Here is a 25,731-nt window from a genome sequence, read left to right as displayed (position 1 = left end):
CGAGAACGGGGGCGCAGGACAACCTGCGCCCCCGTTTTGTGTCCTTTGGGCCTCGAAACGCCTCCCCTGGAACCTGATTGACGCTCTCCCTCAAGACCCCGTGGGCAAAAAATGGCAAATATGAGTACTGTCACCTTTTTAGTAACAGCCAAAACTGCCCCAAACGACGTCTTTGCGGCCTAGATATGCCTTCAAATTGATCAAAACGCCCGGTAGCATGCTTCTGCGTGCCAACGTTAATGAACATATCTACTGTTGTGTCTAATATCTTATAAGGTCGATATGATACTAAGCTAGCAACAGTACTCATATTTGCCATTTTTTGTCCACGGGGTATGCCGCAGAAGATCCAACTTGCTCCAGCATGTCGTACGCCGGTCCCCCCTTCCGGCGAGTGCCGACATTTCCCCAGATAAAACCGACCAAAATAAACCTGTCCCTTTTCGGCAGGTTTCGCTTGCACTTTAGCGTGCGACAGCGGATAATGCCGAGCATTCGAGAATTCGCCAATTGTTGCCGTTAATTGATAAAGGAGGCCCCTATGGCCATGGAATTCAAACGCAGGCTGCCGATCCCCATGGAGATCCGCGAAGAAATGCCGCTTTCCGCCGAGCTTACCGCCAAAAAGCAGGCATTTGACGCCGAGGTCGCCAAAGTCTTTACCGGCGAGGACGCACGCAAGGTGCTCATCATCGGCCCGTGCTCTGCCGACCGCGAGGATTCGGTTCTCGAGTATATGAATCGTCTGGCCAAGACCGCCGAGGAGGTCAAGGACAAGCTCATCATCATTCCGCGCGTCTACACCAATAAGCCGCGCACCAAGGGCACCGGTTACAAGGGCCTTCTGCACAACCCCAACCCCGAGGCTCCCGACGACCTGCTCGAGGGCGTCAAGGCCATCCGTCATATGCACCTGCGCGTTATTGAGGAAACGGGCTTCTTCACCGCCGACGAGATGCTCTACCCGTCGAACTACCAGTACCTCGTCGACCTGCTGAGCTATGTCGCCGTGGGTGCGCGCTCGGTTGAGAACCAGGAGCATCGCTTGGTGTCGAGCGGCATTTCGGTGCCGGTGGGCATGAAGAACCCCACCGCCGGCTCCACCACCGTCATGCTCAACTCCATCTACGCCGCCCAGGCGCATCAGAGCTTTATCTTCCGTAACTGGGAAGTCGAGTGCGACGGCAACCCGCTCACGCACGCCGTTATGCGCGGCTACATCGGCCTCGACGGTCGTACCTACCCCAATTACCACTACGAGCACCTGGAGCGTCTGGCCGAACGCTATACCGAGCACGCCGGCTACGCCAACCCGGCAGCGGTTATCGACTGCAACCATGACAACTCGGGCAAGCGTCCGCTGGAGCAGCATCGCATTTGCAAGGAAGTGCTCGACAGCTGCCGCCGCAACGAGTCCATCTCCAAGCTGGTAAAGGGCTTTATGATCGAGTCCTACCTTGAGGACGGCAACCAGCCGGTTGACGGCGGCGTCTTTGGCAAGTCGATTACCGACCCGTGCCTGGGCTGGGAAAAGACCGATTACCTCATCCACGAGATCGCGGAGCGTGTTTAGTTACGCGGGCCGCATTTGGACAATCTGACGTTCAACTTCAAGGGCGCGACCAGAAGGTCAGCGCCCTTTCGTTTCACGTCACCTTGCCTCAAATGCGACCCGCTCGCTCATATGACCCAATCCACTGTCAAGGGCCACAATGGCCCCGCCGACCGCTTGCGATCGGTCGGCGGGGCCTGCCGTTAAACCCGTCCCGGTCCGCCCCCGGCATGTCATCGACGCCTTCGGCTCAGTCTCATATCCGCGGAGATGCGGCAGTTGGGGACGTTCCTTTCCTGCCGGCAGTCTGGGACATTCCTTGGGGTAGTCGTTGGGGACGCTCTTGTTTGACTAGTCGTTTAAGAACGTCCCCAATGACTATCCTCGTGATCCCTTTTCCTCCGCCCCCGAAGGATCGGGGCTCGTCTGCCGAATGGTTGCTGCAGCGGCGGTGCGCCCATGTCACACTCAGAGGTGGCCTGACCCTACCTGGAAGGAGCCTCCGTGAGCCTTGACAACGTAACCCTGCGCGCCGCCACGCTTGATGACCTGACCGGCATCGCCGCCATCTACAACCAGCTGTGGTGCAACACGCTACGCAACCGCGGCGACGTCGAAGCTGCCGATTTCTGCGCGCGCTTCAACATCGCCATGCAGCTGCAGCGCTCCCCCATCGCGCTTGTCGCCGAGGCCGAGGGCCGCATTATCGCCGCCTGCTGCATCGGCATCTTCGAGAACGGCAAGCCGCGTACCAACCCCACGTGGGTACCCTGCTACGACGAGATGTTCGCCCAGGCAACCGAGATGGCAAAGACTGCCGACGCCAAGCTCGAGGGCTCGCTCTTTGGCGACAGCCGTGAGAAGGCAACGGCCGATCGCTTTGCCGCCACGGGCAACGAGTATGCCCAGGGCCAGCTCAACCTGATCATCATTGTGCCCAAGTGGCAGGGCAAGGGACTCGGCCGCGAGCTCATCGACCTTGCGCGCGCCGAACTCGCCAAAGACGGGTGCACCAAATTCTTCCTGATGAGCGACTGCAACTCTGACTGGCAGTTCTACGAGCACCTCAACATGAAGCGCATCCTGGAGGATCACAGCCAAGACACCGGCGACGGCTTTATCGTCTACATGTACGGAGGCGACACGCAGGATTAGCCTGAGTGCCGCCTCATGGCTTTCTCCAAAACAGCCCAAACCAATCAGCCACGCCAAAAGGGACATGCCAAAAAGGGACAGGTTTATTTTGGCAGGTTTTATCTGGGCAAACGCCAACCGCCGCGAGGGAAGTTGCCTTCCCTCGCGGCGGTCTTCTAGCAGCCAAAACCAAGTGAGTAGACTTTTTGCAGGAAGCCGAGCACACCCCAAATCGCCACAGCGCTGACCTGCGGTTTTATTGAGCACTTGTCGTGCTGTGCTCGGCAGATCCAAAAAAGCCTACTCACTTGGTTTTGAGGCGCTCCAGATAGGCAAAAAACGCCGCGAAAGGGGTCCGATCCTCTTCGCGGCGGTTGTTCGCGCTGGTTTTGAGGCGGTTTTGCCCGCTTGCTACTCGCTGTAGCGGGCAGCGATGGCAGTTCGCACCATGCCGGCGCTCATAAGGCAGGCCCCCGACGACTACAGCAGCACACGCCATAATCTGACAGTATCATTTGCCATAATCTTGCAGTAGTGTTTTCCATAATCTAATAGTAGCCCAGTTCAGAGGCGTTATTGGATAGTAACCTATAACCGTTTTAGAACGTCCCCGACGACTGCCTGGGAGCGATAACAGGTATTATCTGGTCAAACCCCAAATCCACCACAAAGGTGCCTGTCCCCTTTGTGGTGGTTTGGAGCTCTCCGCGGCGGGATGTTAGACTTGCGGCGTACACATTCGCGCTAAAACACGGGTCGCATGCAGGAAAGGAGATGCCATGGCGCCTATCGCACTGCTCAAAATACTCGTTGCCCCTGCCGCCAAGGCCATCGTCCACCTGAGCGACTCACTTACCTACAATGACGTCCCCTGTGTCGTCGAGGAGCGTTCGGACAGCTGCCCCTACCTGGGCCACGTCCCCTACTTTGCGCCTAAGCTCGTTTCCGATCCCGAGCACCGCGAACAGTAATCCAAGATGCACCAAGCGCTGCGCAACTCGCGGCGCTTACTGTTTTGGTGCAAAGTAACCTGACCCCCGTGCACCAACGCCGGGATTGTCGACGCTTCGGCCGCGGCGCGATATGAGGCGCGAAACCTCGCCCAATAACAGGCCAATCACTACGCCCGCGAGAATCGGCAACTTTGCCATCTCGGCAGGTGAGCTGTTGAGCGGCACAATCGTAGCAACAATCGAAAGCACGAGCTCCACCACGGGAATCGCAAGCGCCACCGCAAGCACCTTGCCCTCGAAGGGCGCGCGGAACACGCGCGGGCGATCGTCGTATTTGCGCAGGCGCCAAAACGCTGGGAACATCGGGATATAGCTCATGAGCAGAAAGACGACGTTCATCGAGAAGAAGACCCAAAAGACGTCGGAACCCTCACCCAGCGGAATCTGGAGCAGCAGCACCAGGCTGGCAAAACAGCCGTTAATGAGCGCCGAGCCGTTGGGCATGCCGGTCTTTTTGGACACCAACGCAAAGGGACGCGGCATGTTGCCATGGCGCGCGGCATAGCTCGCTACGTTGTTGACGCCAAAGCTCCAGCAGATCATATTGGCGAACAGCGTCACCAAAAAGGCCACGCCCACGACCATCGTCAGCGGGTGGGTGCGCCCCACCATAGCGGCGACTGCGTCCACAATGCCCGAATCGAGTGAAAGCTGCTCGGTGGGAACCGCGGCTCCAATGCCAATGCCGCAAATGATGTAAATTGCCGCAATGGCCACGCCACCGGCAATAACCGCCTTGGGGATATCGCGCGACGGGTTCTTCATCGTGCTGGCAAAAGTCGCGACCACTTCGAAGCCCATAAAGTTGAACAGGATAATCGATAGGTACGTCAACGAATTGGTGTCGCCCAGATCTGGAATGAAGGTCTTAAATGACATGTCGTTGGCAAAGCCGTTATTGCAGGCAAACCAAATGCCGACGATTCCCACCACAGCGGTAATGAGCACCTTGATGACGGCGCCGCCGTCCATAACCCAATCGGCCTCGGCCACCGGCTGCATTGCCATGACCGTGACGCCCCACACAAAGGCAATCTCGATGGCAATTCGGATCCCGAGTGAGAACTCGATACCCCACACCGCATTAATGACACTGGGGAACATGCAGGCGATACTTGCCGCCCACAGCGGAAAGTTAACCCAGTAGCACCAAGAGCAACGGGCGCCCCAACGGTCGCCCAGACCCAAGCGAACCCAATCGTACAGGCCGCCCTCGGAATCAAACGCCGTACCCAGCTCGGCCACCACCAGACCATAGGGAAGCAAAAACGTAATGATAAGGAAGATCCACCAGAAGAACTGCACGTTGCCCATGGCAGATGCCGGAGCCGCCGCCTCGATGGTAAACACAACGCAGATAACCGAAAGGATGACCTCGATCAGGGAGAACTTTTTACCTGCCATGGCGCGCGCCCCCTACAGCAAAAAGGATGGCATCTGTACCGAAGGCGCAGCCCAAGGTAGGGTTACAGGCCGCGTCACCGGTACAGGTGCCATCCCAAAGAGAGGAGAGGATGCAGTTGTTGGACCAACGCTCGCGGAACAGACGCGTGTAGATGACGATACGCTGGTACATAGATACTCCGATCAAAACGGCCGCGTTCGCGACCGGGAACTTTCGGCAATTGAAGACGCGTCTGACCTGGGAAATTCAAGCGAACAATTGGCCTAACCCGCAAAAAATCCCAGGCCAGACGCGTATTCAATCAAAGAAAAAAGGCACTCCGATGTGGAGGCAACGGAGTGCCCAAAGACAACCCAACCGACCAAGACATCAAGCAGCAGCCCATCAATGCCCCGAGATGGGACGACACGCCACCTGTCCGATTGATCGACTGGGTTTTCGAGGTGCCCCAGGTCGCCGCGAAAGAGGAGCGAAGCGTACTTTGGTACGCGAGCGACGGTTTGAGCGGCGAGATGGGGTGCCTCGGAAAGCCAGACGTTTACTCGGCGTGCTCAGGTGCGCCAGATTGGCGCGAACGAGGAGCGAAGCGTACTGACGCTACGTAAGCGACGAGTGAACGCCAAGGTGGCGTGCCTGAGTTACGCCGAGGGCTCCTGCTGCGTAATGCAGTGGATATTGCCGCCGCCGAAGACGACCTGCTCGGACTGAACGCCGACGCACTTGTAGACGCCCTCGCCCCAGACCTCGTCATAGATCTTCTGGAGCGTGTCAACGGCCAACTGGTCGTTCTCGTCGCCGTACTGCGGGACGATAACGCCGTGGTTGGTGACCAGGTAGTTCATGTAGGAGGCGATCAGCGGCTCGTCGGGAACGCGCGGCTCGGCGTTCTCGTCGGCGTCGATGGTGTCGCAGGAAGCCTGGTCCATGAACAGCGGGTTCACGGGCATGCAGAGCTTGTAGACCTTCATCTTGCGGCCCTTGGCGTCAACGGCGTTGGAGAGGGTCTCGTAGGCAGCGTGGCACTGCTCGTAGAACGGATACTCGGGATCGTCGGTCCAGATGCAGGCCATGACGCCCGGGGCGATGAACGTGGCGACGTCATCGATGTGGCCGTTGGTCTCCTCGGGGTCGATGCCCTCCTTGACCCAGATGACCTTCTCGACACCCAGGTAATCCTTGAGGTGCTCGTCCATGTAGGCGCGAAGCTCCTCGCTCCAGGGCTCGAACTTCTTGTGGTACTTGGGCCAGATGGACTCGGGGTCCTCTTCCTCCTCCAGAACCGCAGAGCAGGTGCGGCCCGGGGAAAGCAGGCACTGGTCGGTCACGACGAGGGTGCCCTCGCCGTCGACGGTGATGGACCCGCCCTCGAGGATCATGTCATCGGGACGATAGCGACGGCAGCCGGAGAGCTCAGCCATCTTAAGGGCGATCTGTTCGTCCTTGTCCCACGGGAAATAAAGGCCGTCGACGAGACCGCCGTAGGCGTTGAAGTGCCAGTGGTTGGCGCGCTTCTCGCCCTTGCCGTTGATGACGTAGGTGGCGGCGGTGTCGCGGAACCAGGCGTCGTCGGTGGTCATCTCGATGACGGTGACGTTCTCGTCCTCCTCGAAGACGGCCTTGCAGTTGGCATAGTCGACCTGGTTGGCGCACATGGTAACCGGGGTGAACTCGGCGATGGCGCGGGCGATGGCGGCATACTGCTTCTGAGCCGGCTTGGCGCCGTGGGCCCAGGTGTCGGTGCGGTGGGGCCAACCCATCCACACGCGATCCTGCGGGGCGAACTCAGCGGGCATAAAGAAGCCGTCGGCCTTGGGGGTGGACTCGGACTCGGTGATCGTACGCATAAGATTTCCTCCAAATCGAACGATCGCTTGCTGCGGGCGGGTTACCCGCAGCCTAAAACCAAGAGATGGTAGGCGCCCGTTCCCCGGCAAAGGTCGGGGCGCCCGGCGCCGGTTTTCACGGAGTCGCACCGGCGAGCGACGACGTAACCAAGTGCGCGGAGACAAAACGCACGAAGGATACGGAAGAGAGATTGGGGTGGGCGGTGGTTACCGGAGCTATCGCTCACACCCACCCCAGGGAATGGTTAGCAAACCTGTCGCTTGGGCACGTCTCCAAAGAGGCTAGAGTGCCCGGAGTCGGGAGCGACAAGCCCGACGAAGCGCACGTTGGTACGCGAGGAGGGTTGGAGCCCCAGAACCGGGTGCTCTAGTTCTCCTCGGCCTCGGCGGCCTCCTCAGCGAGACGCTGAGCTGCCAGCTCGGGAGTGAGGCCCTTGTACTCGGTCTCGCGGCCCTTAGCGCTGACGACGCGGACAACCTCGCCGATGAGCAGAAGCACGATGAAGATAACGATCATCGGGACCTTGTCAGCAATTTCATCGACGGAGAACGGAACCAGCGTTGCAACGATGGCCAGGATCAGCTCGATGCAAGGGATGGCCAGCATGACCTTCATCATGGCACCCTTAAACGGGAACGTGAAGATGCGCTCACGGTTCGGGTCGTTCTTACGAAGGTTGAGGAACGCCGGGAACATCGGGATGTAGGTGAGCAGCAGGAAGACGACGGAGGTGCCAAAGAGCATCCAGAAAACACCATTGGAGATGGCGTCGATAGGAACCAGCTGCAGGCACAGCACCAGGGAGGCAACGATGGCGTTGACCAGGTTGGCGCCGTTGGGCATATCGTCGTCAGAGATCATCGAGGCGAAGACCCTGGGCATGTTGCCGTGCTCGGCAGCGTAGCGAGCAACGGAGTTAACGCCGAAGGACCAAGCGGCCATGTTGGCGAACAGGGTGATCAGGAAGGCGATGCAGATGACCTTAAAGATCATGGAGTCGCCCACCATGGTCTGGACTGCGACAATCATGCCATAGTCGGGGTCGATGGAATCGGCCGGCACAGCAGCGCCGATGCCAAAGCCAGCGAACAGGTAGATCACAGCGATGGACAGGCCACCGACGATGATAGCCTTGGGGATATCGCGAGCGGGATCGGCCATGTCGTCGGTCATGGTGCAGATGACCTCGAAGCCCATGAAGTTAAAGATGATGATCGACAGGTAACCGAGAGCGTTGGTGTTGGTGAGCTCGGGCAGGAAGGTGGCGGCGGACATGTCGTTCGCAAAACCGTTCTCCATGGCATACCAAATGCCCAGAGCGCCAACGATAACCGCGACGGCGACCTTGATGATGGCGCCACCGTTAAGGACCCACTCGGAGTCGGACGCCTTGGAGCGGCCCATGAGGTAGACGATCCACACAAAGGCAAGATCGATACCCATCTTGGCGATCAAGTTGAACTCGACGCCAAAGACCATGCCCAAAATGTCGGGGAACATGGTAGCCAGCGAGGCAATCCACAGCGGGTAGTTAACCCAGTAGTAGTACGAAATGCGGGCGCCCCATTTGTCGCCCAGGCCGTCGCGTACCCAGTCGTAAATGCCGCCCTCGCCGTCATAGGTGGTACCGAGCTCGGCAACAACCATGCCATAAGGGAGCAGGAAGGTCAGGATCAGGAAGATCCACCAGAAGAACTGCTGGTTGCCAATGGCAGCAGCAGGAGCGGCGGCCTCGCAAACGAAGACGACGCAGATGATGGTCGAAATGACCGTCAAGAAGGAAAGCTTTTTCTTTCCGTCGCTCATGATGAGCTCCTTCGCTCAGTCTTGGACAGATCCGAGGCCCAAGGTACTAAGGCAATTGCTTAAGCCTCGGTGAGCGGGCGACAGGAGACGAGTATCCGCCGCCCGCAAACGTACTTTTAGCGGCCTTGAGGCTTAGAGCTGCTCGAGAGCCTTGAGAGCGGCGTGGAGCTCAGCCTTGGCGGAGTACTCGACACCCTCGTCGTTGAGCGGGGTGCGCTTGCCCAGGGCGGCAAGGAGAGCGCGGATGGAGTGCTTGCGGTTCTCGGCCTCAACCCAGCACAGGGAGCGCTCAGGGTCGTCCATGACCTCGTCGACGACCTCCTCGTTGCGGGTGGCCGGCAGGCAGTGCATGAACTTGGAGTTGGGGCCGGCAAAGTTCATCATGTCCATGGTGACCTGATACTTGGGATAGAACACGTCCATGTAATTCTCGCCCGAGACCTCCTCGTCGTACAGGCCATACCACACGTCGGTGTAGATGAAGTCGGCGCCCTTGATGCACTCGATGTCGTCGGAGATGACGATGGAGCCACCGGAGACCTTGCAGTTCTCCTCGGCGATGGCCATCATCTGCTTGCCGAACTCGGCGCGCTCCTCAACGGTGCCAACGTGCAGGCCGCCGTCGGGGACCTGGTGGCCCTTAGGTCCAAACTGGACAAACTTCATGCCGACCTTGGAGGCGATGAACATGAGGGAGACGCAGACCTGGGTGGCGTCACCGATGAAGGCCAGGGTGCAGTCCTCGATCTTCTTACCCTCGGGGAGGTTCTCGAGCATGGTCATGAGGTCGCCCATCTCCTGCGTGGGATGGTTGAACTCGGACATGCCATTGATGACGGGCACAGCGGAGCCCTCGGCGAGGCCGACGACGTCCTTGTGACGGTCAACGCGAGCCATCATGATGTCGAGCAGCGAGCCCATAACGCGAGCGGTGTCGCCCAGGGACTCGTGACCGCCGAGCTGGATGGTGCCAGGGCCATAGAACTGAGCATGGCCGCCGAGGTCGGTCATAGCGGTCTCGAAGGAAAGACGGGTGCGGGTGGAGACCTGCTGGAAGATCATGCCAAGGCTCTTGTTGCGGAGCAGGTGCGGATAATAACCGTCAACCTTGATGGCCTTCTTCATTGCCAGGCCAAGATCCTCGATAGCCAGGATCTGCTCTTTGGTGAAGTCATTGGTGTCGATGAAATCCTTAGGCAGTGCCATGTCAATTTCCTTTCCGCCGGTCGTGCCGACTATTACTATGAGGCGCTCGAACATCACGCCTCGTGTTGACAAGACCATCATTCACCCGTATGCAATTTTTACCTAGTTTATTCGGGATTAAAGACCGTTCACGGAGTTACAACCTCTCTAATCCAATATAAACCCGCAGGTAGCGAGCTTGCAGGGGGTTTAGTATCTAGAACAGCGAACGGTATACGGCTATGCTGTAACTCGGCGCCTAATCCGCAATGGAACGAAGGGTTGAGACGTCTATATCCCACAAGATATACAGGACTCGGCCATAGATAAATGAGATGGGACGGTGGCAGATGAACACTCTGATGTTCTTCTATACCCTAGCGATACTCGTGATCTGTATTGTGACGGCAGTGCTTTCGCTTGCCGCCTATGCCTCGTCTCGTCGACGGTTCTTTATCTATGGCAGCGGCGTTTTTATTTGCTATGCCATCGAGATGACCGAGATTTTCTTTTTTGAATACACGCTGCAAAACCAGAGTTTTCCGGCCAGCGACTATTACTCAATTACCATGCCTGTGTTGCGGACGCTTGTGGCAACCGCTTCACAAGCTTTTATTTGGCTCATTGCCATGGACTTGCTCGACAAACATTCAAAAAAGCAGTTTGTAATTCCCGTCGCAACGTTCTTCCTGAGCGAGCTGCTGATCATTGTCGCTGTCCCCTACGGCCCCATGCATCAATGGCTCTACTACACGATGCGTCAGGTATTCCTTGTATTTGTGGGGCTCTATATCTTTTGGACGGCGCATAAAAGCACGCAGGTCGAGCTTAAGGCGCGCGTCAACAATCAACGAAAGCACCTCATTATCGGCGCCATTCTGGTCGGGTGCATCGTTGCCGAGGACTTCTACAACATCTTGGTCGTCCCCATGAGCCTGGCACCCTCCTGGCTGCAGCTGTACCTATCCGAGCGCAACTTTAGCGAGAATATCTTTGCGTGCTACTTTGCGATCCTGCTGATTATCTATGCCTATCACGTGCTTTCGATTCGCATGCAGGAGGCACCCGAGGAAAAGAACGTCAGCGATCTTGATCGACACATCGAAGAGCAGATGCCCTTCTACCGCAACGCCTACAGGCTCTCCAACCGCGAGGCCGAGGTTTTGCGTCTGGTTGTGCTGGGCAAATCGAACCAAGAGATCGCCGACGAGCTATTCCTTGCCGTAGGCACCGTCAAGACCCACATCCACAACATCCTGGTCAAAACCGAGCAGCAAAACCGCACGACGTTGATCCTCCACTTCTGGAAGCGATAACCTACCAAAAAGGGACAGGTTTATTTTGGCAGGTTTTATCTGGGCAAACGCCAACCGTCGCGAGGGGAGCTGCTTTCCCTCGCGACGGCCTTTTGACTCACAATTTCTTTCGTCTCAATCTGTAACATATGGAGGCCAAATCGCCGTCTTACTGTTACAGATCGAGACGAGTTACAGAGCGCGCGTCGAATAATCTCGATCTGTAACAGGTGGAGGCGTTTTTGCCAGCCAGATGTTACAGATTGAGATAAACGAAGGAGCTGCAGCGTTAAACAAGTTCACTGCAAAGTTATTCGGAAAGACCCGATCCTAGAGTTATCTACCAGGTACGATATGTGCACTGATATTTTGTCTCAAACCCGGGCATCCCGTTGCCGCGTGGGCTTAACGCTGCACCCGTATAGAGAATCGTTTGCCCCGTACGAGAATACGAAGTTTTGAAAGACAGCCTCTTGTATGTCTGATCGAAACAGTCAATATTCTCACTCGGGTGGTTTGCAGTGGAGAACGATTTGTAGGTGTCCAAGACATCCGCCGTCACAAGACGACAAGGTGCAACAGAACCTGCATCTGGTTGCGCCGTCGCATAAACGGGAATTGCGACCATCGACAGAGTAAGCATAAAACATGCGAACATTGCCTTCACAAAGTTCTTCGTTACATGGCGTTTCATGGTTATCTTCCTTTCCTAGTTTCACTGTCGTTCGTCTTGAAAAGCTGCGTGTACACATTACCGATCCACTCCGAATCACCTCCCATTTCTCGGGTAACGACACGCGAGTCATCTCCTGTGAGCAATACGGCGGCATCGCAGAGCGATTCGAGGTTTCCGATAAGATGAGAAGAGATGATGACATGTGCTCCCCTACCCGCTTCATCTCTAAGAGCATTCGAAACGATCGCAACGTGTCTCACATCAAGTGCATTCATGGGCTCATCCAAAAGGACGACTTCGCAATAGGACATATACGCCATCGCCACATTAAGTAATTGTCTATTTCCATCAGACAGCCTAGATACGGGCGTATTCATCAGCTCAGTCAAGTCAAAGCGATCAAGCACTTGGTCCAAAGTGCGAGGTGAATGCCAAATTTGCCTGCATCGGTCGAGATGAAAAGCAACGGTCATGTATGGAATCAACAGCGACGGCCTATTCGGAACCAAGAAGAATACCTTTCTCATTTCCTCACAGTCGACGCATAGTTTTGCATGAAAGCAGAGAGCACCTGACACGCGCACTGATGGCCCAGCATCTCCCCAAAGAGTATTAAGTAACGTAGTCTTGCCATGTCCATTTGGCGCGACAAGACCCCATATCTGGCCAGCGGTCATATCAAGCTGCAATCCCTTTACCAGCTGCTTTTTTCCAACCGTCAACGCATCCAGCGACAGAGAGAGCAAGCTTTTCTCGCCCAAACTATCCGGGCGAATATGGTTCCAGGCCCAACGATTCTTGCTTTTTAGACGCGAAAACGAGATGACTCCCAACGCGCAAACAACAAACGCGCCCATCACGGCAAAGAAGCAGTGCGATGCGCTGGCTTCAGGAACGAGAGATACCTCCGCTCCATTGGCGTAAGAAGCGCCGCCGAGCGCAAACGAAGAGGCAGAATAGCTCGACACCATATACGGCAGCAACGCATGCCATGGAGCATCTTTGCTCGCATAAAATGGAAGCTGGCTTATGCCCCCCACAAGAGCGATCACCATAGACGAAATGGCCCTGTTTCTGCTTCCGGCGTACACGCACACGCCCAAGCAAGCAAACATCATCGACAGCGCAGCTTCAAAGACGGCAAATAGCCCTAGCTGAACTAACACAGTTCTTTCGACTACGTCACCATACTGAATGAATACGACTGGGTACTCTGTCTGACCGACACCGTTAAACACCGTTGCCAATACAAAACAGGGAACCAACGCCAGAACCAAAACCACCGTCGATGCAATACCAGAGACGAGAACGCGGCATGCATTCATCTCTAACTTTGACAACAACGCCCGATCGTAGAACCGCTTTCCATCCCCCTCAAGCGACATATAGAGGACGAGGACCGGAACTAAAAGCCACGCTATTGCCGGAACAGCGCCGCAATAATATGCGAGAAGAATCATCCCAGGCATTTTTGTTGTTGAGCCGTACGATTCCGGATGGGGCAGCATCGCTATGGCTCGGGGAAGACGCCCTTGGGCCTCAAGCGATAACTCCGAATCAACGCCATTCAAATAACCGAGTCGGTATTCCTTGAGCAATAGATTGTCGTAATCGGCAATCGCATCGTAATACTCTCTGGAGTCTGCCTTGCTTTCAAGCGCTCGATCAAGGCACGCCCTTTCGTCGGCAATGATGCTGTTGAGCTCCTGTGGGGCAGTGTCATAAACGCCGTCAGAGACTTGAGAGACCAAAAGGGCTCTCTGATCTTCGATGGAAGCTCTACCATATAGATAATCCGCTCCCGTTGGAACGGATAGAAATACCGGGATGCAGAATACGAGCGCGAGCAGCGCCGTCAGCAACATAGTTCCCCGGTTGTGCGCAAGTATTTCTAAATTAAGCCGTACATATGTGAGGCAATCACAAGTCTTCACAGTAAGCACCTCCGGATCGCAACGCACGGGTCGTCGGACCCGTTGTCCGGAAGTATCACCTTTATCGTCAGAACTGTCTGTAGACGCGTGGGATGGATTTACAATCTTGTTTGTCTACAGGCTTCTACCTGCTATTTTCTATAACATCTGCTATAAGACTAAAAACCCTATCTCTAAGTTCACGCTCTGAGTGAACTCCAAGCAAGGCATAGCTCTTGCTCTTGGCCTCTTTGACGGTTCCCCGAGCAACGTTAAGATGCGCACAAATCTCGGCGGTTCTATTACCATCAAAAACGCATGCCATGATGTCGGCATAAAGCGGCGTGAAGCCAAGCCTCAAGAAAGCCTCACGCACGACATCGCGTCGATCAGCCGCCCGAACTGTATCTTTCGAACGCAAGAATAGCAGCGAATAAGCCATAAGGATAAGTACAACAAGGAACGCAGTCACGCGTAAAGCAAGCAAAAGGCCGCCAACGGCCTCACCGCTCCCAACGGACTCAAAGAAAATGTACAGCCGACTTACCACATCGTGAACCCAGAACGCTGCTCCAGCACCCACAGACACCGAAGAAAGAGTAAGTTCAGGCGAAAGGCACGAGTGTATTTCAGACATCCACCGTATAGCCGCACGGCAACACAGGGCCACAAGCACTATAGCTATCGATAGGATTATCGCATCATGCTCAAAGCCGAAATATACGAGGATTTCCTCGATGCCCATTCCAGACGCATACATAAACAAGAAGCAGGCGAAGACTATCCTGCAGTTCCGATTGGACGATGAGGGCCCCAGCGATTCTGAACGGTGATCATGGCCATTTGCTGCGTCAAGATGCCACGCATCCTTTGACAAAAGAAGCCCAGCGGTCGCCTCTGAAATGCTCTTATATCCGGTTTTAGTCAATGCCCGCGACAAATAGGTACGGGCGGTAGACGGGGAAATGTCCAAGGCAGAAGCAATCTCCTCGTACGTTTTTCCCTCTATCCTCATAGAGAAAACCGCGAACTCCCTTTGAGAAAAACCCGAAGCCGCAGGGATATCGGCAACTGAAGAGTGCTTTCCTCCTAATTTGGCAGCCGCAGAAAAAGTGCTCGTTAAGTCTGGTAAAAATCGCGTTATGGCCCTGGCAAGAATGCTGCCCAAGGCGGTAACCAGAAGCAATACGATCTCTTGATGCCCACCAAAGCTCAGGAGCACAGCTCCGATGTTTATATTGCGCGAAAACAAACAATCCGTATCAAGAATAACGGCAGCATTACCAAACGCAAGAGGTTCGGCGAGCGAGGCAGCAACCCCCATCTCGGCGTTAACGGAAAGGAAAGAACCGATGGACTCCATCAACGGAACGAGAAGAAACTGAAGGCCAACAAGCAAAGCAATCAAGAGCACAACGGGGCCGTAAAGAGCAAGCTCAGGATACCCGTGGAGAGTAGGGTCATCGGCTACATGTTTCCCCTTTGATCCCGCACGCATGTTTGCGAATTCACCGCCAAGCGCCCAAGAACAGCAAGCGACAAGCAAGGGGGCTAGCAACAACAAAATGAACGCGAGCGCCGAAACCACAACATGAAATTGATGAAACACATTAAGAGATATCGTGTACATCAAAAGAAGTGCAATATCTGCGAGCATAAGTCCAAAAAGCCTTTTGGAAATACCCGGTCCCACGGGGCGAGAGATGAGGCCCACACAGAAGCCCGAAAGCAGATGCAGGCCGATAAGAACGGTGCCAGAAAGGCCCGCATAAATACTTGGCGCCACACAATACAGACCAGCCGCCCCTATAAACAACATAATTGGATGCCAGAGGAACGAGCGCGTCACGTTTTGTAGGGTAGCCGCCTCAGTTGCCATAAAATCAAAGCTCCTAGATAGCATTTAGGCTATTTTAACATCGTCCCCGGCGTAAAAAACTGTTACCCGAATTAATCAATGTGCCCCTTCCGCAAAAAGGCGCCACCCTGATCCTCCACTTTTGGAAGCGATAACCTGCCAAAAAGGGACAGGTTTATTTTGGCGGGTTTTATCTGGGCAAACGTCAACGGAGCCGCTTTCCCTTGCGGCGGCTTTCTAACAGCAAAACCAAGTGAGTAGACTTTTTGCAGGAGGCCAAGCACGCCCCAAAACGCCACAGCGCTGACCTGCGGTTATACCGCGCATTTGTCGCGATGTGCTCGGCAAATCCAAAAAAGTCTACTCACTTGCATCTGAAAGGCATCCGATAGACAAAAAACCGCTGCGGAGGGAGTCCGACTCCCTCCGCAGCGGTTGTTCGCAGTGGCTTTGCGATGGTTTTACCCGCTTGTTACTCGCTGTAGCGGGTGGCGATGGCGGCTCGCACCATGCCGGTACTCATAAGGTACGTTACCAGAAAGTAGCCGCCGTAGGCTGCCAGGAAAATCGCACAGGTAAGGCCCACCGTGCCACCGATGCTCATGTTGCCAAAGATGCTCACCAGCTCGATGATCACCTTGAGCGCCACAAAGGAGTGCGCCAAGCCCACTGCCAGCGGGAACAGGAAGAATACCGCTTGCTGCGCCATCACCGAATGGCGAATCTGGCGGTCGTCGCAGCCGATCTGTGCCAGCACACGATAGCTGCGGCTGCCGTCGGCCACGTTGGAGAGCTGCTGGATCGACAGAATCGCCGCGCATGCAACGACCAATACAAAGCCGATGTAGATGGCTAGGTAGCTAATAAGACCGTTCATTTGCGCTGCTTGCGCGTACATCTCGGAGCGTGTGATGAAGATTCCCCACGATCCCGGCTCCTTGCCGTCAACGAGCAGATTGTCGAGCACAGTGTATTTAATACTCTCGTCTGCCTCGGTCGTATCCATCCCCTGTTTGTAGTTAACGAGCAGGCTACTGGAATACGGCTGCAGATTGAGTTGGGACAACAGCTCGTCGGCAACGACGACGGTACCCCCGTTACTGCCCATCGCCGAGTTGGCGATGGCCGCCGTGTCCTCGTCCGACTTATCGGTTGCGGGCTTGAGCGTATGCCCGCCCAAGGTAAGGGCATGGCCGCCAGCCATATACTTGGTGTACAGGTCGACCAGCTCACCGCCCATATCACACGTAAGCAAGTACTGGTCGCGGCCAATGCTCACCGGCTCCTCGCCCATCATCTGGCGCAATTTGTTGTACTGACTTGCCGGCGTCACAGACAGGCCTGTCATGTCGGCGTTGCTGCCCTCGAACGCCTTGGGGAGCTTTTCGCCCATGGTCTTGCACATCTCACTTGGGATCACCGAAGGATTCGAGCCGCCAAGCGGGTAACTCAGATACGAATCGATCTGCACATGCTCCCCGGCAACATCGGCGATATTGACCTTCTTGCCGGTCTCGTCGTTGTTGTCCGCCGACTTGTCCTTACGATCGCCGTGCCATGGATCGCCGTGCCATGCGGAGTACAAATCGACCGTACTATCGGCCAGCACCATGCGATCGGCCTCAGACGGATTGACGTACTCTTTGTAGTAGTCGAGCGTATCGGGCGTGTAATAGACATACGTCTGCGACATGTCGGCCGGATTATAGCGCTCCAGGTTCTCGTTCATCACGCTGGCAATCGACATACCGCAAGTCACAGAAGTAATGGCAAGGAACAGAATCATCGCGATGACGCCCATCGAAAAGCACACCGTGTTGACCTTGGCCGCAAGCTGGCGCACGGTAAACATGTTGAGACCGCGCCAATACACGCCGCGCAGGCTCTGCAGCAGCTTGATGAGCATGCCCGAGAGTCCCCAGAACAGGGCAAAGGTGCCCGCGGTAACCATAGCGGTCGTAATACCAAACTGGTTCATGGCCTCTTGCAGCTTGCTGTCCGTCGCGGTTAGCGGGAACCCATCACGTAGCAGACGGTAATAGGCCACGCCCACCAGCACCACGCCCACGGCAAAGATGGCAATCGCGATCCAGGGGTTGCGTGTCTTGATGGTCTCGTTGCGACGCTCGGCACCCATAAGCTCGATGAGTTTGGTACGACGCACGGCGCGGAGGTTCAGCAGTAGCGTGAGCACAAACATTACGAGCATGCAGGCAAGGGTCAGATTGAACGCATGCATCGAGAAAAAGAAGTGGAAATTGGCGATCTGCGTCTTAAAGAGCGAGGCCGTAAAGAACGTCATGAGCTGGGAGAGTCCCACACCCAGCACAATGCCGGCAACAAAGGCCACCACCGAGACAATCACCGTCTCGAGCGCCATGATCGTGGCGACGCGCCCGCGCCCCATGCCGAGCACCTGGTACAGGCCAAACTCCTTTTTGCGGCGTTTCATGATGAAGTTATTGGCGTACACCATCAAAAAGGCCATGACACCGGCCAAAAAGTACGTCAGGTCGCCGAGCATACTGCCCATAACCTGCGCCAAGCCCTCTTCATCAATTCCGGCGATGTCGACCTGCATCGAGATGGTGTTAAAGGCATAGAAGACCGTGACGCCCAGGGTGAGCGTCAACAAGTAGACGAGGTAGTCGCGGCCGGCACGGCGGACGTTGCCCCAAGCGAGTTTACAGAGCATCGGAGCCCTCACCGCCCATCATGGCAACGACCTCCATAATGCGGTCGAAGAACTCGCGGCGGTCGGTGTCGCCGCGGCGCAGCTCGGTGAAGATCTTGCCGTCGCGGATAAACAGCACACGGCTCGTGTAGCTGGCGGCAAAGCTATCGTGCGTAACCATGAGCACCGTGGCGCGCAGGCGGCGGTTGAGCGCCTCCAGGCTCTCGAGCAGCAGACGGGCGCTCTTGGAGTCGAGGGCGCCGGTGGGCTCGTCGGCCATGATCATCGTGGGGTCGGTGACGAGCGCGCGGCAGGCGGCAACGCGCTGCTGCTGGCCGCCGGACATCTGGTAGGGGTACTTGTCGAGCACTTGGCTGATGGACAGGCGCGCAGCCACATCCTGCACGCGGGTCGAGATCTCCGCCGAGTTCATACGGGCGATGGTGAGCGGCAGGGCGATGTTCTCGCGCGCCGTGAGCGTATCGAGCAGGTTGGAGTCCTGGAAGATAAAGCCAAGCTCCTCGCGGCGGAACTGCGAAAGCTTGGCCTGCTTCATGCGCGTCACGTCCTGGCCGTTGATGCGGATGGTGCCACTCGTGGCGCTATCGATGGTCGACACGCAGTTGAGCAGCGTCGACTTGCCCGAGCCCGAGGCGCCCATGATGCCGACGAATTCGCCACGGTTGACGGTAAAGCTGACGTCGTTGAGCGCGCGGGTCACGTTGCCCAGCGCTCCATATACCTTTTCGAGATGCGCGACCTCCAGTACCGGGGTTGCCGTTTGCGTGGTTTGCATACCGAGTCCTTTCTTGCGATTAGTCTACGGCATCTATAGTCGCAAGAAGCCGAGTCGGCTACCATCGATATGGCTTACGCTTGCCTTACCGTTGCGTAAGGTAAGGGTAGTCTTTTTGGGACGGGGCTTTTTTAGCTGCCCCATCCGAAGCTTTTGAGGCATGAGGGCGCATTTGACATAGGGCAGCTAAAAAAGCCCCGTCCCAAAAAGACTACCCCGTCATGTAATGATGTTGAGAGAGGACTCCTGTTGAAGACTGTTCATGTTGCCGCTGGGATCATTCGCAAGGATGGATCTGACGAGCTACTTGCTGTGCAGCGCGGCTACGGCGACATGCAGGGACTTTGGGAGTTCCCGGGTGGTAAGCTCATGCGCGGCGAGACACCTGAAGACGCCGTGCGCCGCGAGCTCATGGAAGAGCTGCAGGTCAGAGTCACCAACCTGCGTGACTTCTACACCGTTGAGTATGACTACCCAGATTTCCACCTCTCAATGGAGTGCTACTACTGCTCGCTCGCCGATGAATCCGATGAGCCTCAGAAGCACGACCGCCAGCTCGATATCCGCTGGATTCCGCGCACCTCGCTTACCACGGTGGAATGGATGCCCGCCGACAAGGGGCTCATTGATGCCCTGATTGAGCTGAAGGAAGATCGGCTTAAGGCCAACAGCACTGCCAACGACACCGAGGCCACCACGACCGACGAGCCCGCTTCCAAGCCCAAGCGCGCACCTAGGCGCCGCAGCAAAAAGCGTCCCAAGCCCGGTCTGCTCGACGGCATCGATACCTCGGACCTTTCCGCCGACGAGCGCGAACTGGTGCGCCGTCGCGCTGCCATCAAAAAGTCCATGAAGGGCAACAAGCGTGCAAACACCAAACCCGAGCTGCTCGTTCGCCAGCGCCTGCGCGCAGCGGGCCTTACGGGTTATCGCTTGGAATGGAAGGTTCCCGGCAAGCCCGACATCGCCTTCCCCGGCCGCAAGATCGCCATCTTTGTCAACGGTTGCTTTTGGCATCGCTGCCCTAAGTGCAATCCGAGCCAGCCAAAACGCAATGTTGAGTTTTGGGAGGCAAAGTTCCGTCGCAACGTCGAGCGCGACCGCGCTGCCGTGGCAGCACTCACTCAAATGGGCTGGACGTCCATAACCATCTGGGAATGCGATCTCAAAAAAGACCGCATCGACGCCACGATGGAAAAGGTCATCGAGCGGGTGCGCGCCGCAGAGCCGCAGCGCTAGGAACGAGCCGTCCACACACCCCACACAGGCGAGCCACATCCACGTCACAAACCTTAGAAAGCCCTTAAGCCCAAAACCTTTCAAGAGTGTTACTCGATACCTCTGACCTGCGGTTTCATCGTAACGCCAAACCTCATTAAGCCTTTCTTTAGCGCTTCTTTGCGACGGCCGCGGCATAATACTGCCAACGCACGGGACCTAGCAGCACACCCCGCGCGCATCCTTTTGGTGGATATCGAGGAGGCCGCATAAGCATGCATTCTTCCAATGACGCAGCACAGCAGCCATCCCTAACACATGCAGACCTTTTCTCCTTCCCCCCGACACAGAGAGACGGTCTCCTCGACTCCCCCACCACAAAAGCCAAACGCTCAACCAATCAGAATCTCAACTTGCAAGCATCGTTCGAAAAGCTCCAAGCATCCCTAGACAAAACCTTCCCCAACCAAGCCCGGGCATACTAGCCCCCCCATCAACAAAGTAGCCCTAACGCTCCAATTTTCCGCCCAACGCCACAAGGGCGACGACCTCGAGTAGGTCAACCTGGGAGGGACGAGGGCTTAGTTCCCCAATCTTTCCGCAGGGGGCAAAAAGCCTCGCCGCACGAAGTGCGCAGCGAGGCTTTTTGCATGCCCGAGGACGATTGGGGAACTAAGCCCTCGTCCCTCCCCGGGATATGTAGCGAGTCGGAGTACCCTTGCTGTTACTCTGCTTTGCCCACAGAGTTGAGGTTGGTCATGCGGATCTTAACCAGCTCGGTGATCTCACGCATGCCCTCCTTGGCCGGCTTCTTGGGATCGAAGCAGGCAGGGTTCTCGGCCATGTAGGCCATGAAGCCCTTGGTGTAGGCCTGACGCAGCTCGGTGGCATAGTTAACCTTGCAGATGCCGTTCTTCACAGCCTCGGCGACCTGCTCATCGGGCACACCGGAGGTGCCGTGCAGAACCAGCGGCACGTCGACGGCGTCGCGAATGGCCTTGACCACGGACTGCTCGATGTGAGGATCGCTCGTGTACACACCGTGGCTGGTGCCAACGCCAATGGCCAGCGAGGTGCAGCCGGTGCGCTCGACGAACTCCTTGGCCTCGGCAGGATCGGTGTAGGGGCTCTCGCCCTCAACCGCGGGACCGTCGTCCTCCTTGCCGCCAACCTTGCCAAGCTCAGCCTCGACGGGCACGCCCATGGCGCGGCCAGCGTCGGCGACGGACTTGGTCAGGGCGATGTTGTCCTCGAAGGACTCGTGCGAGCCGTCAATCATGACAGAGGTGTAACCGGTGCGGAAAGCCTGCATGCAGCGGTCATAGCCATCGCCGTGATCGAGGTGCAGAGCGACGGGCACGGAAGCGCGCTCGGCGGCAGCCTTGACCATGCCGTAGAAGTAGTCCAGACCAGCGGTCTTGATGGTGCCCGGGGTGGTCTGCATGATGACGGGGGACTTGGTCTCCTCGGCAGCGGCCAGAACGGCCATAACAAACTCGAGGTTCTCGACGTTGAACGCGCCGACGGCGTAGTGGCCGGCCTGAGCGTCCTTGAGCATCTTTTCGGTGGTAACAAGTGCCATGAGCGTTTGCTCCTCTCCCTCGCCCGCATCTGGACATCGGGCGTACGTGTCCGCAAGGCCTTTTACCTTGCGTTTTGCTGCGCCCATTGTATGGAAATCGTTCGTGTTACATGTATGAGATATCACCGGCACGCAGGTCAGGACACCCGTTTTTGAAAAGCAAACGGAAGGGATTCGGACCAAATTTCTCTATCCGACACTGAAGTTTTCACGCGAATCGTCTTTCTTTTATAGAAAAGATAAGTAATCGAAAGGTGTTTTCTTACTTAAAAAGAAAATGAACGAAAATGGACTCAACACAATTCCTGCAAATTTCAGACGCGGATGGAGCAGCTATGGCCCACGTAACAACTCGAGCATTCGCCGACGAGCGGCGCGCCGCCATTATGGAAATGCTCGAGCATAACGCCTCCGTTCAGGTGGCAGACATCGCCCAAACCTTTGGCGTGTCCTCTGTCACCGCCCGCGCCGACCTGGACGCGCTCGCCGAATCCGGTAAGCTGCGCCGCACGCATGGCGGCGCCGTGTCGCTTCATAAACGCCTAACTGTCTCCACGCAAGATCGCCGCATAAACATCAATGTCGCCGCCAAGCAGGCTATCGCACAAAGTGCCATTGAACTCGTCGGCAACGGTGACACCCTGCTCGTCGACTCGGGCACCACGGCACTCGAGTTTGTCCGGCTCCTCGATCAGCGCGACGGCATCACCGTCATCACGGCCGACATCACCATTTCCGATTACATCGACGAAAGCATGCCCTCGGTCGATGTCGTCATGCTGGGTGGGGCGCTGCGCAAAGGCCATCGCTATCTATATGGCCCGCTCACCATGCAGGCGCTTCAAACGGTCCACGCAGACCTTGCCGTCATGTGCCCCGGCGCCTTTGTCCCCCACTGCGGCTTTACGACCGACTTTCCCCAGATGGCCGAGACCAAAGCGGCTATGATCGCCGCAGCCCGTCAAAGCGCCGCTCTCATGGACGCCAGCAAGGTCAACGGACGCGGCATGTATCGCTTTGCCGAACTGACCGATGTCGACACCGTCGTGATGGATTGCGACCCCGACCATGCCGTTGCCACCTCAATCGCCGAGATTGCCGATGACGAACGCCCGAACCTCATCATCACCGGCGCATAAACAAAAACCACCACAAAGGTGCCTGTCCCCTTTGTGGTGGTTTGCGCGTCAAAAGTGAGCGTATCGCTATTTGGAAAGCTCGTCGGCGAGGGCTTCGATCTGGGCGCGCGAGGCGTCGTTGAGCGAACCCAGCACGGTCACCTTGTTCTGCGTCAGGGTGATGTCCTTCATGCCCTCGAGCTCCTTGGTCATAACCTTGGCAGCAGCGGGCGCCCAAGAGCCGGCCTCGACAAGCGCCACCGTGCGGTTCTGGTAGGCATGCTCGGCGAGCGTGTGGATGAAGGTGCTCATAAACGGGAAGATCTCGCCCTGATAGGTGATGGAAGCGAGTACCAGACGGTCATAGCGGAACGCATCCTCAACGGCCTCGGCCATGTCGTCGCGAGCCAGATCAAAGACGGAAACCTTCTGGCCGCGAGCCTCAAGCGCGGATGCGAGTTCCTTAACGGCGGCCTTCAGATGGCCGTACACGCTCGCGTAGGCAATCGTGATGCCGTCGTCCTCGGGCTGATAGCTCGACCAGGTGTTGTAGGTGTCGAGGTAATAACCCAGGTTCTCGGTCAGCACGGGGCCGTGAAGCGGGCAGATAATCTGAATGTCCAGATCGGCGGCCTTCTTGAGCACGGCCTGCACAAACTTGCCGAACTTTCCCACGATGCCAAAGTAGTAACGGCGCGCCTCGCAGGCCCAGCCCTCAGGATCCTCGATGTCGTTGGCGCCAAACTTGCCAAAGCCGTCGGCACTAAAGAGCACCTTGTCGGTGGCCTCGTAGGAGAAGAGCACCTCGGGCCAGTGAACGTTGGGGGCGCCAACAAACGTTAGGCTGTGGCCGCCCAGGTCGAGCACATCGCCCTCTTTGACGACCATCTTGCGCTCGGGGAAATCGGTGCCAAAGAAGTTGACCATCATGCGGAAGGCGCCCATACTTGCCACGATCTGGGCCTGGGGATAGCGCTCCATAAAGGCGGCAATGCCGGCGGAGTGATCGGGCTCCATATGATGGACGACCAGGTAGTCGGGCGTACGGCCATCGAGCTCGGCCTCGAGGTTGCCGAGCCACTCGTCGACAAAGCCAGCGTCGACCGAATCGGCGACAGCGATCTTTTCGCCCAAGATAACGTAGCTGTTGTATGCCATACCGTTCTCGGACACGTCGTACTGGCCCTCGAACAGGTCGATGTCGTGGTCGTCGACGCCGATGTAGCGGATATCCTTGGTGATCTCCATCAGGCAAAACCTCCTAGATAGACAAAAGAACCCGTCTATCATAGCACTCGGCTGCATCCCAACAGCCATCTGCCGGCATCCTTATCGATTGTTATTGATGTTCAACATATCACCGTTGACCTGCGGAAACTATGCGCGCGGTGCCGCCGTACTATGTCGAACGATAAGCTGGCCGGGAATACGAATGGCAACGGTTTTGCCCGCCGTACCCGCCTCGGGAACCGCATGCTCAAACACCTCTCGTCCGCGCTGATGCAAGTCGAATCGAACGGTCGTGAGCTCGTTATGCGCGACAAAGTCGTCGAGTGAGTCATCGACGCCCACCACGCTCACGTCCTCGGGCACGCGCAAGCCGCTATCGCGCAGCGCGGCGATGGCGCCGTTTGCCATCTGGTCGTTTGCCGCGTAAATCGCCGTCATGGTGCGGTCGTGCTCGGCCAGGTACCTGCCGGCCTCGTAACCGCTGTTGGCAGACCAGTCACCCTCGAGCGGCTCTACCGGCTCGATGTGTTTACGCTCGAGTGCATCCTGCCAGCCGGCGCGACGAAACTGTTCGTCGACTGAGAACGACGGGCCACCAATATAGCGAATCTGCTCGTGCCCCAGCTCAAACAGGTGATCCATGAGCAGCAGCGAGCAGCCGTAATGATCGGAATCGACCGTGGTCACGCGCGGATGCGCATACATGGTGACGATAACCGTGCCAATGCCCGGCAGTGGATCAAACGACTCAAAATCGGGCGCCATGCGACTCATGCCGATGATGATGCCGTCCACCGGCAATGCAGCCATACGACGCGTGGCCTCGGCAAGCGAAAACTCCTCGGTCTTGGACATCTCGACCAGCGTGATGGCGCAACCGCGCTCACGGGCCGCACTGGCAATGCCGTCGATCATCGTCAGGTTACCGAACTTGGTGACATCGTTGACGCACAGACCGACCGAATGGTAGCGGCCGTCGCGCAGCGAGCGACCGGCATAACTCGGACGAAAGCCGAGCTCTTGCATGGCGGCCTGCACGCGCTGGCGCGTCTGTTCGTTAACGTTGGGCAAGCCGTTGGCGACGCGCGAAACCGTCTGCTGCGAAACGCCAGCAGCGCGGGCGACGTCGGCCATGGAGACCGGACGCGTACCTGTATCGTTGGACGGGCGCCTTGCCACAGGATCACCTTCACCCTTGCGAGATCTGAATAGCGTGAATGCCGGCCCGGGCAGAAACACACCCCGCGCCGAAGCCCGCTATCGTCGGACGCATGCTAACGTACTCTACTTTTTCAATCCGCAACTCTTCTGCTCTATAAGTCCATACGGCAATACCGTTCACGGCTGAATTTCTACCGATTACCAGATTCTCAAAAAGTGATAAGCGTTGTGTTATGAGTACGTTAACATAGCCCGTAACGTGCGGCATCG

General features: G+C 56.8%; 17 protein-coding genes. 6 read left to right on the top strand and 11 right to left on the bottom strand.

Annotated features, from left to right (window positions below; genetic code table 11):
* The first annotated feature begins 541 nt into the window (after positions 1-541).
* The 3 genes from DWX25_RS00850 to DWX25_RS00840 all read left to right on the top strand — a co-directional run bounded on the left by DWX25_RS00850 (position 542) and on the right by DWX25_RS00840 (position 3,657).
* Positions 542-1,573 carry a 3-deoxy-7-phosphoheptulonate synthase gene (locus DWX25_RS00850; protein ID WP_055252435.1) on the top strand — a complete coding sequence of 344 codons (1,032 nt, stop codon included), beginning with the start codon at positions 542-544 and terminating at the stop codon, positions 1,571-1,573.
* 483 nt (positions 1,574-2,056) lie between these two features.
* The gene (locus DWX25_RS00845; RefSeq protein WP_055252465.1) at positions 2,057-2,707 is read left to right on the top strand and encodes a GNAT family N-acetyltransferase; all 651 of its coding nucleotides are present in this window, start codon (positions 2,057-2,059) and stop codon (positions 2,705-2,707) included.
* A gap of 758 nt (positions 2,708-3,465) precedes the next feature.
* On the top strand, positions 3,466-3,657 hold the full coding sequence (locus DWX25_RS00840; RefSeq protein WP_055252464.1) for a hypothetical protein: 192 nt from the start codon (positions 3,466-3,468) through the stop codon (positions 3,655-3,657).
* Positions 3,658-3,693: 36 nt separating this feature from the next.
* Here the strand turns inward: DWX25_RS00840 and DWX25_RS00835 are convergent, their stop codons facing one another.
* From DWX25_RS00835 to ptcA, 4 genes are all read right to left on the bottom strand, one after another.
* Positions 3,694-5,103, bottom strand: a complete 1,410-nt coding sequence (locus tag DWX25_RS00835) for an APC family permease (RefSeq protein WP_117798445.1) — start codon at positions 5,101-5,103, stop codon at positions 3,694-3,696.
* 639 nt (positions 5,104-5,742) lie between these two features.
* Positions 5,743-6,948 carry an agmatine deiminase family protein gene (locus tag DWX25_RS00820; RefSeq protein WP_117646255.1) on the bottom strand — a complete coding sequence of 402 codons (1,206 nt, stop codon included), beginning with the start codon at positions 6,946-6,948 and terminating at the stop codon, positions 5,743-5,745.
* A 367-nt stretch (positions 6,949-7,315) separates the two neighbouring features.
* A complete protein-coding gene (locus DWX25_RS00810) occupies positions 7,316-8,755 on the bottom strand; it encodes an APC family permease (RefSeq protein WP_117798443.1) in 1,440 nt (479 codons plus the stop codon).
* A gap of 132 nt (positions 8,756-8,887) precedes the next feature.
* Positions 8,888-9,961: a putrescine carbamoyltransferase gene (gene ptcA, locus DWX25_RS00805; RefSeq protein WP_055252459.1), complete on the bottom strand. Its 1,074-nt coding sequence runs from the start codon at positions 9,959-9,961 to the stop codon at positions 8,888-8,890.
* A 329-nt stretch (positions 9,962-10,290) separates the two neighbouring features.
* Here ptcA and DWX25_RS00800 point away from each other — a divergent pair, with 329 nt between their 5' ends.
* Complete coding sequence (locus DWX25_RS00800; protein WP_158553144.1) at positions 10,291-11,256, top strand: response regulator transcription factor; 966 nt, start codon at positions 10,291-10,293, stop codon at positions 11,254-11,256.
* 675 nt (positions 11,257-11,931) lie between these two features.
* Here DWX25_RS00800 and DWX25_RS00790 read toward each other — a convergent pair.
* The 4 genes from DWX25_RS00790 to DWX25_RS00775 form a co-directional block, all read right to left on the bottom strand.
* Positions 11,932-13,845, bottom strand: coding sequence for an ATP-binding cassette domain-containing protein (locus DWX25_RS00790; RefSeq protein ID WP_147335801.1), 1,914 nt, complete (start codon positions 13,843-13,845; stop codon positions 11,932-11,934).
* Between the two features lie 124 nt (positions 13,846-13,969).
* Entirely contained in the window at positions 13,970-15,703 is a 1,734-nt protein-coding gene (locus DWX25_RS00785) for a LuxR C-terminal-related transcriptional regulator (protein WP_199412284.1), read from the bottom strand.
* Between the two features lie 451 nt (positions 15,704-16,154).
* A complete protein-coding gene (locus DWX25_RS00780) occupies positions 16,155-18,377 on the bottom strand; it encodes an ABC transporter permease (RefSeq protein WP_117798442.1) in 2,223 nt (740 codons plus the stop codon).
* Positions 18,367-19,152 (bottom strand): ABC transporter ATP-binding protein, encoded by a 786-nt coding sequence (locus tag DWX25_RS00775; protein WP_117735470.1) that lies wholly within the window; start codon positions 19,150-19,152, stop codon positions 18,367-18,369. Before DWX25_RS00775 ends, DWX25_RS00780 begins: the two co-directional genes overlap by 11 nt.
* A 249-nt stretch (positions 19,153-19,401) precedes the next feature.
* Here DWX25_RS00775 and vsr point away from each other — a divergent pair, with 249 nt between their 5' ends.
* Positions 19,402-20,391 carry a DNA mismatch endonuclease Vsr gene (gene vsr / locus DWX25_RS00770; RefSeq protein ID WP_117798441.1) on the top strand — a complete coding sequence of 330 codons (990 nt, stop codon included), beginning with the start codon at positions 19,402-19,404 and terminating at the stop codon, positions 20,389-20,391.
* A 703-nt stretch (positions 20,392-21,094) separates the two neighbouring features.
* Here the strand turns inward: vsr and DWX25_RS00765 are convergent.
* A complete protein-coding gene (locus DWX25_RS00765) occupies positions 21,095-21,952 on the bottom strand; it encodes a class II fructose-bisphosphate aldolase (RefSeq protein WP_022095149.1) in 858 nt (285 codons plus the stop codon).
* 335 nt (positions 21,953-22,287) lie between these two features.
* Between DWX25_RS00765 and DWX25_RS00760 the strand changes: the two genes are divergently transcribed.
* Positions 22,288-23,091, top strand: coding sequence for a DeoR/GlpR family DNA-binding transcription regulator (locus DWX25_RS00760; RefSeq protein WP_117798440.1), 804 nt, complete (start codon positions 22,288-22,290; stop codon positions 23,089-23,091).
* Positions 23,092-23,157: 66 nt separating this feature from the next.
* Here DWX25_RS00760 and DWX25_RS00755 read toward each other — a convergent pair whose 3' ends face one another.
* Both DWX25_RS00755 and DWX25_RS00750 read right to left on the bottom strand, forming a co-directional pair.
* Positions 23,158-24,318, bottom strand: coding sequence for an FprA family A-type flavoprotein (locus DWX25_RS00755; protein WP_117743252.1), 1,161 nt, complete (start codon positions 24,316-24,318; stop codon positions 23,158-23,160).
* A 129-nt stretch (positions 24,319-24,447) separates the two neighbouring features.
* Positions 24,448-25,434: a LacI family DNA-binding transcriptional regulator gene (locus tag DWX25_RS00750; protein ID WP_117743253.1), complete on the bottom strand. Its 987-nt coding sequence runs from the start codon at positions 25,432-25,434 to the stop codon at positions 24,448-24,450.
* Between the last annotated feature and the right edge of the window lie 297 nt (positions 25,435-25,731).

This window comes from Collinsella sp. AF18-8LB (assembly GCF_003459795.1).
In the GTDB taxonomy this organism is placed as follows: domain Bacteria; phylum Actinomycetota; class Coriobacteriia; order Coriobacteriales; family Coriobacteriaceae; genus Collinsella.
The sequence above is the reverse complement of the archived record's forward strand: the minus strand, read 5'-3'. Positions and strand labels throughout refer to the sequence as shown.

Excerpts from the sequence above, each read along its gene's own strand:
- DWX25_RS00850 (WP_055252435.1), top strand. The coding sequence starts at position 542 with ATGGCCATGGAATTCAAACGCAGGCTGCCGATCCCCATGGAGATCCGC.
- DWX25_RS00840 (WP_055252464.1), top strand. The coding sequence starts at position 3,466 with ATGGCGCCTATCGCACTGCTCAAAATACTCGTTGCCCCTGCCGCCAAG.
- DWX25_RS00835 (WP_117798445.1), bottom strand. The coding sequence starts at position 5,103 with ATGGCAGGTAAAAAGTTCTCCCTGATCGAGGTCATCCTTTCGGTTATC.
- DWX25_RS00820 (WP_117646255.1), bottom strand. The coding sequence starts at position 6,948 with ATGCGTACGATCACCGAGTCCGAGTCCACCCCCAAGGCCGACGGCTTC.
- DWX25_RS00810 (WP_117798443.1), bottom strand. The coding sequence starts at position 8,755 with ATGAGCGACGGAAAGAAAAAGCTTTCCTTCTTGACGGTCATTTCGACC.
- ptcA (WP_055252459.1), bottom strand. The coding sequence starts at position 9,961 with ATGGCACTGCCTAAGGATTTCATCGACACCAATGACTTCACCAAAGAG.
- DWX25_RS00800 (WP_158553144.1), top strand. The coding sequence starts at position 10,291 with ATGAACACTCTGATGTTCTTCTATACCCTAGCGATACTCGTGATCTGT.
- DWX25_RS00785 (WP_199412284.1), bottom strand. The coding sequence starts at position 15,703 with ATGGCAACTGAGGCGGCTACCCTACAAAACGTGACGCGCTCGTTCCTC.
- DWX25_RS00780 (WP_117798442.1), bottom strand. The coding sequence starts at position 18,377 with ATGCTCTGTAAACTCGCTTGGGGCAACGTCCGCCGTGCCGGCCGCGAC.
- DWX25_RS00775 (WP_117735470.1), bottom strand. The coding sequence starts at position 19,152 with ATGCAAACCACGCAAACGGCAACCCCGGTACTGGAGGTCGCGCATCTC.
- DWX25_RS00765 (WP_022095149.1), bottom strand. The coding sequence starts at position 21,952 with ATGGCACTTGTTACCACCGAAAAGATGCTCAAGGACGCTCAGGCCGGC.
- DWX25_RS00760 (WP_117798440.1), top strand. The coding sequence starts at position 22,288 with ATGGCCCACGTAACAACTCGAGCATTCGCCGACGAGCGGCGCGCCGCC.
- DWX25_RS00755 (WP_117743252.1), bottom strand. The coding sequence starts at position 24,318 with ATGGAGATCACCAAGGATATCCGCTACATCGGCGTCGACGACCACGAC.
- DWX25_RS00750 (WP_117743253.1), bottom strand. The coding sequence starts at position 25,434 with ATGGCCGACGTCGCCCGCGCTGCTGGCGTTTCGCAGCAGACGGTTTCG.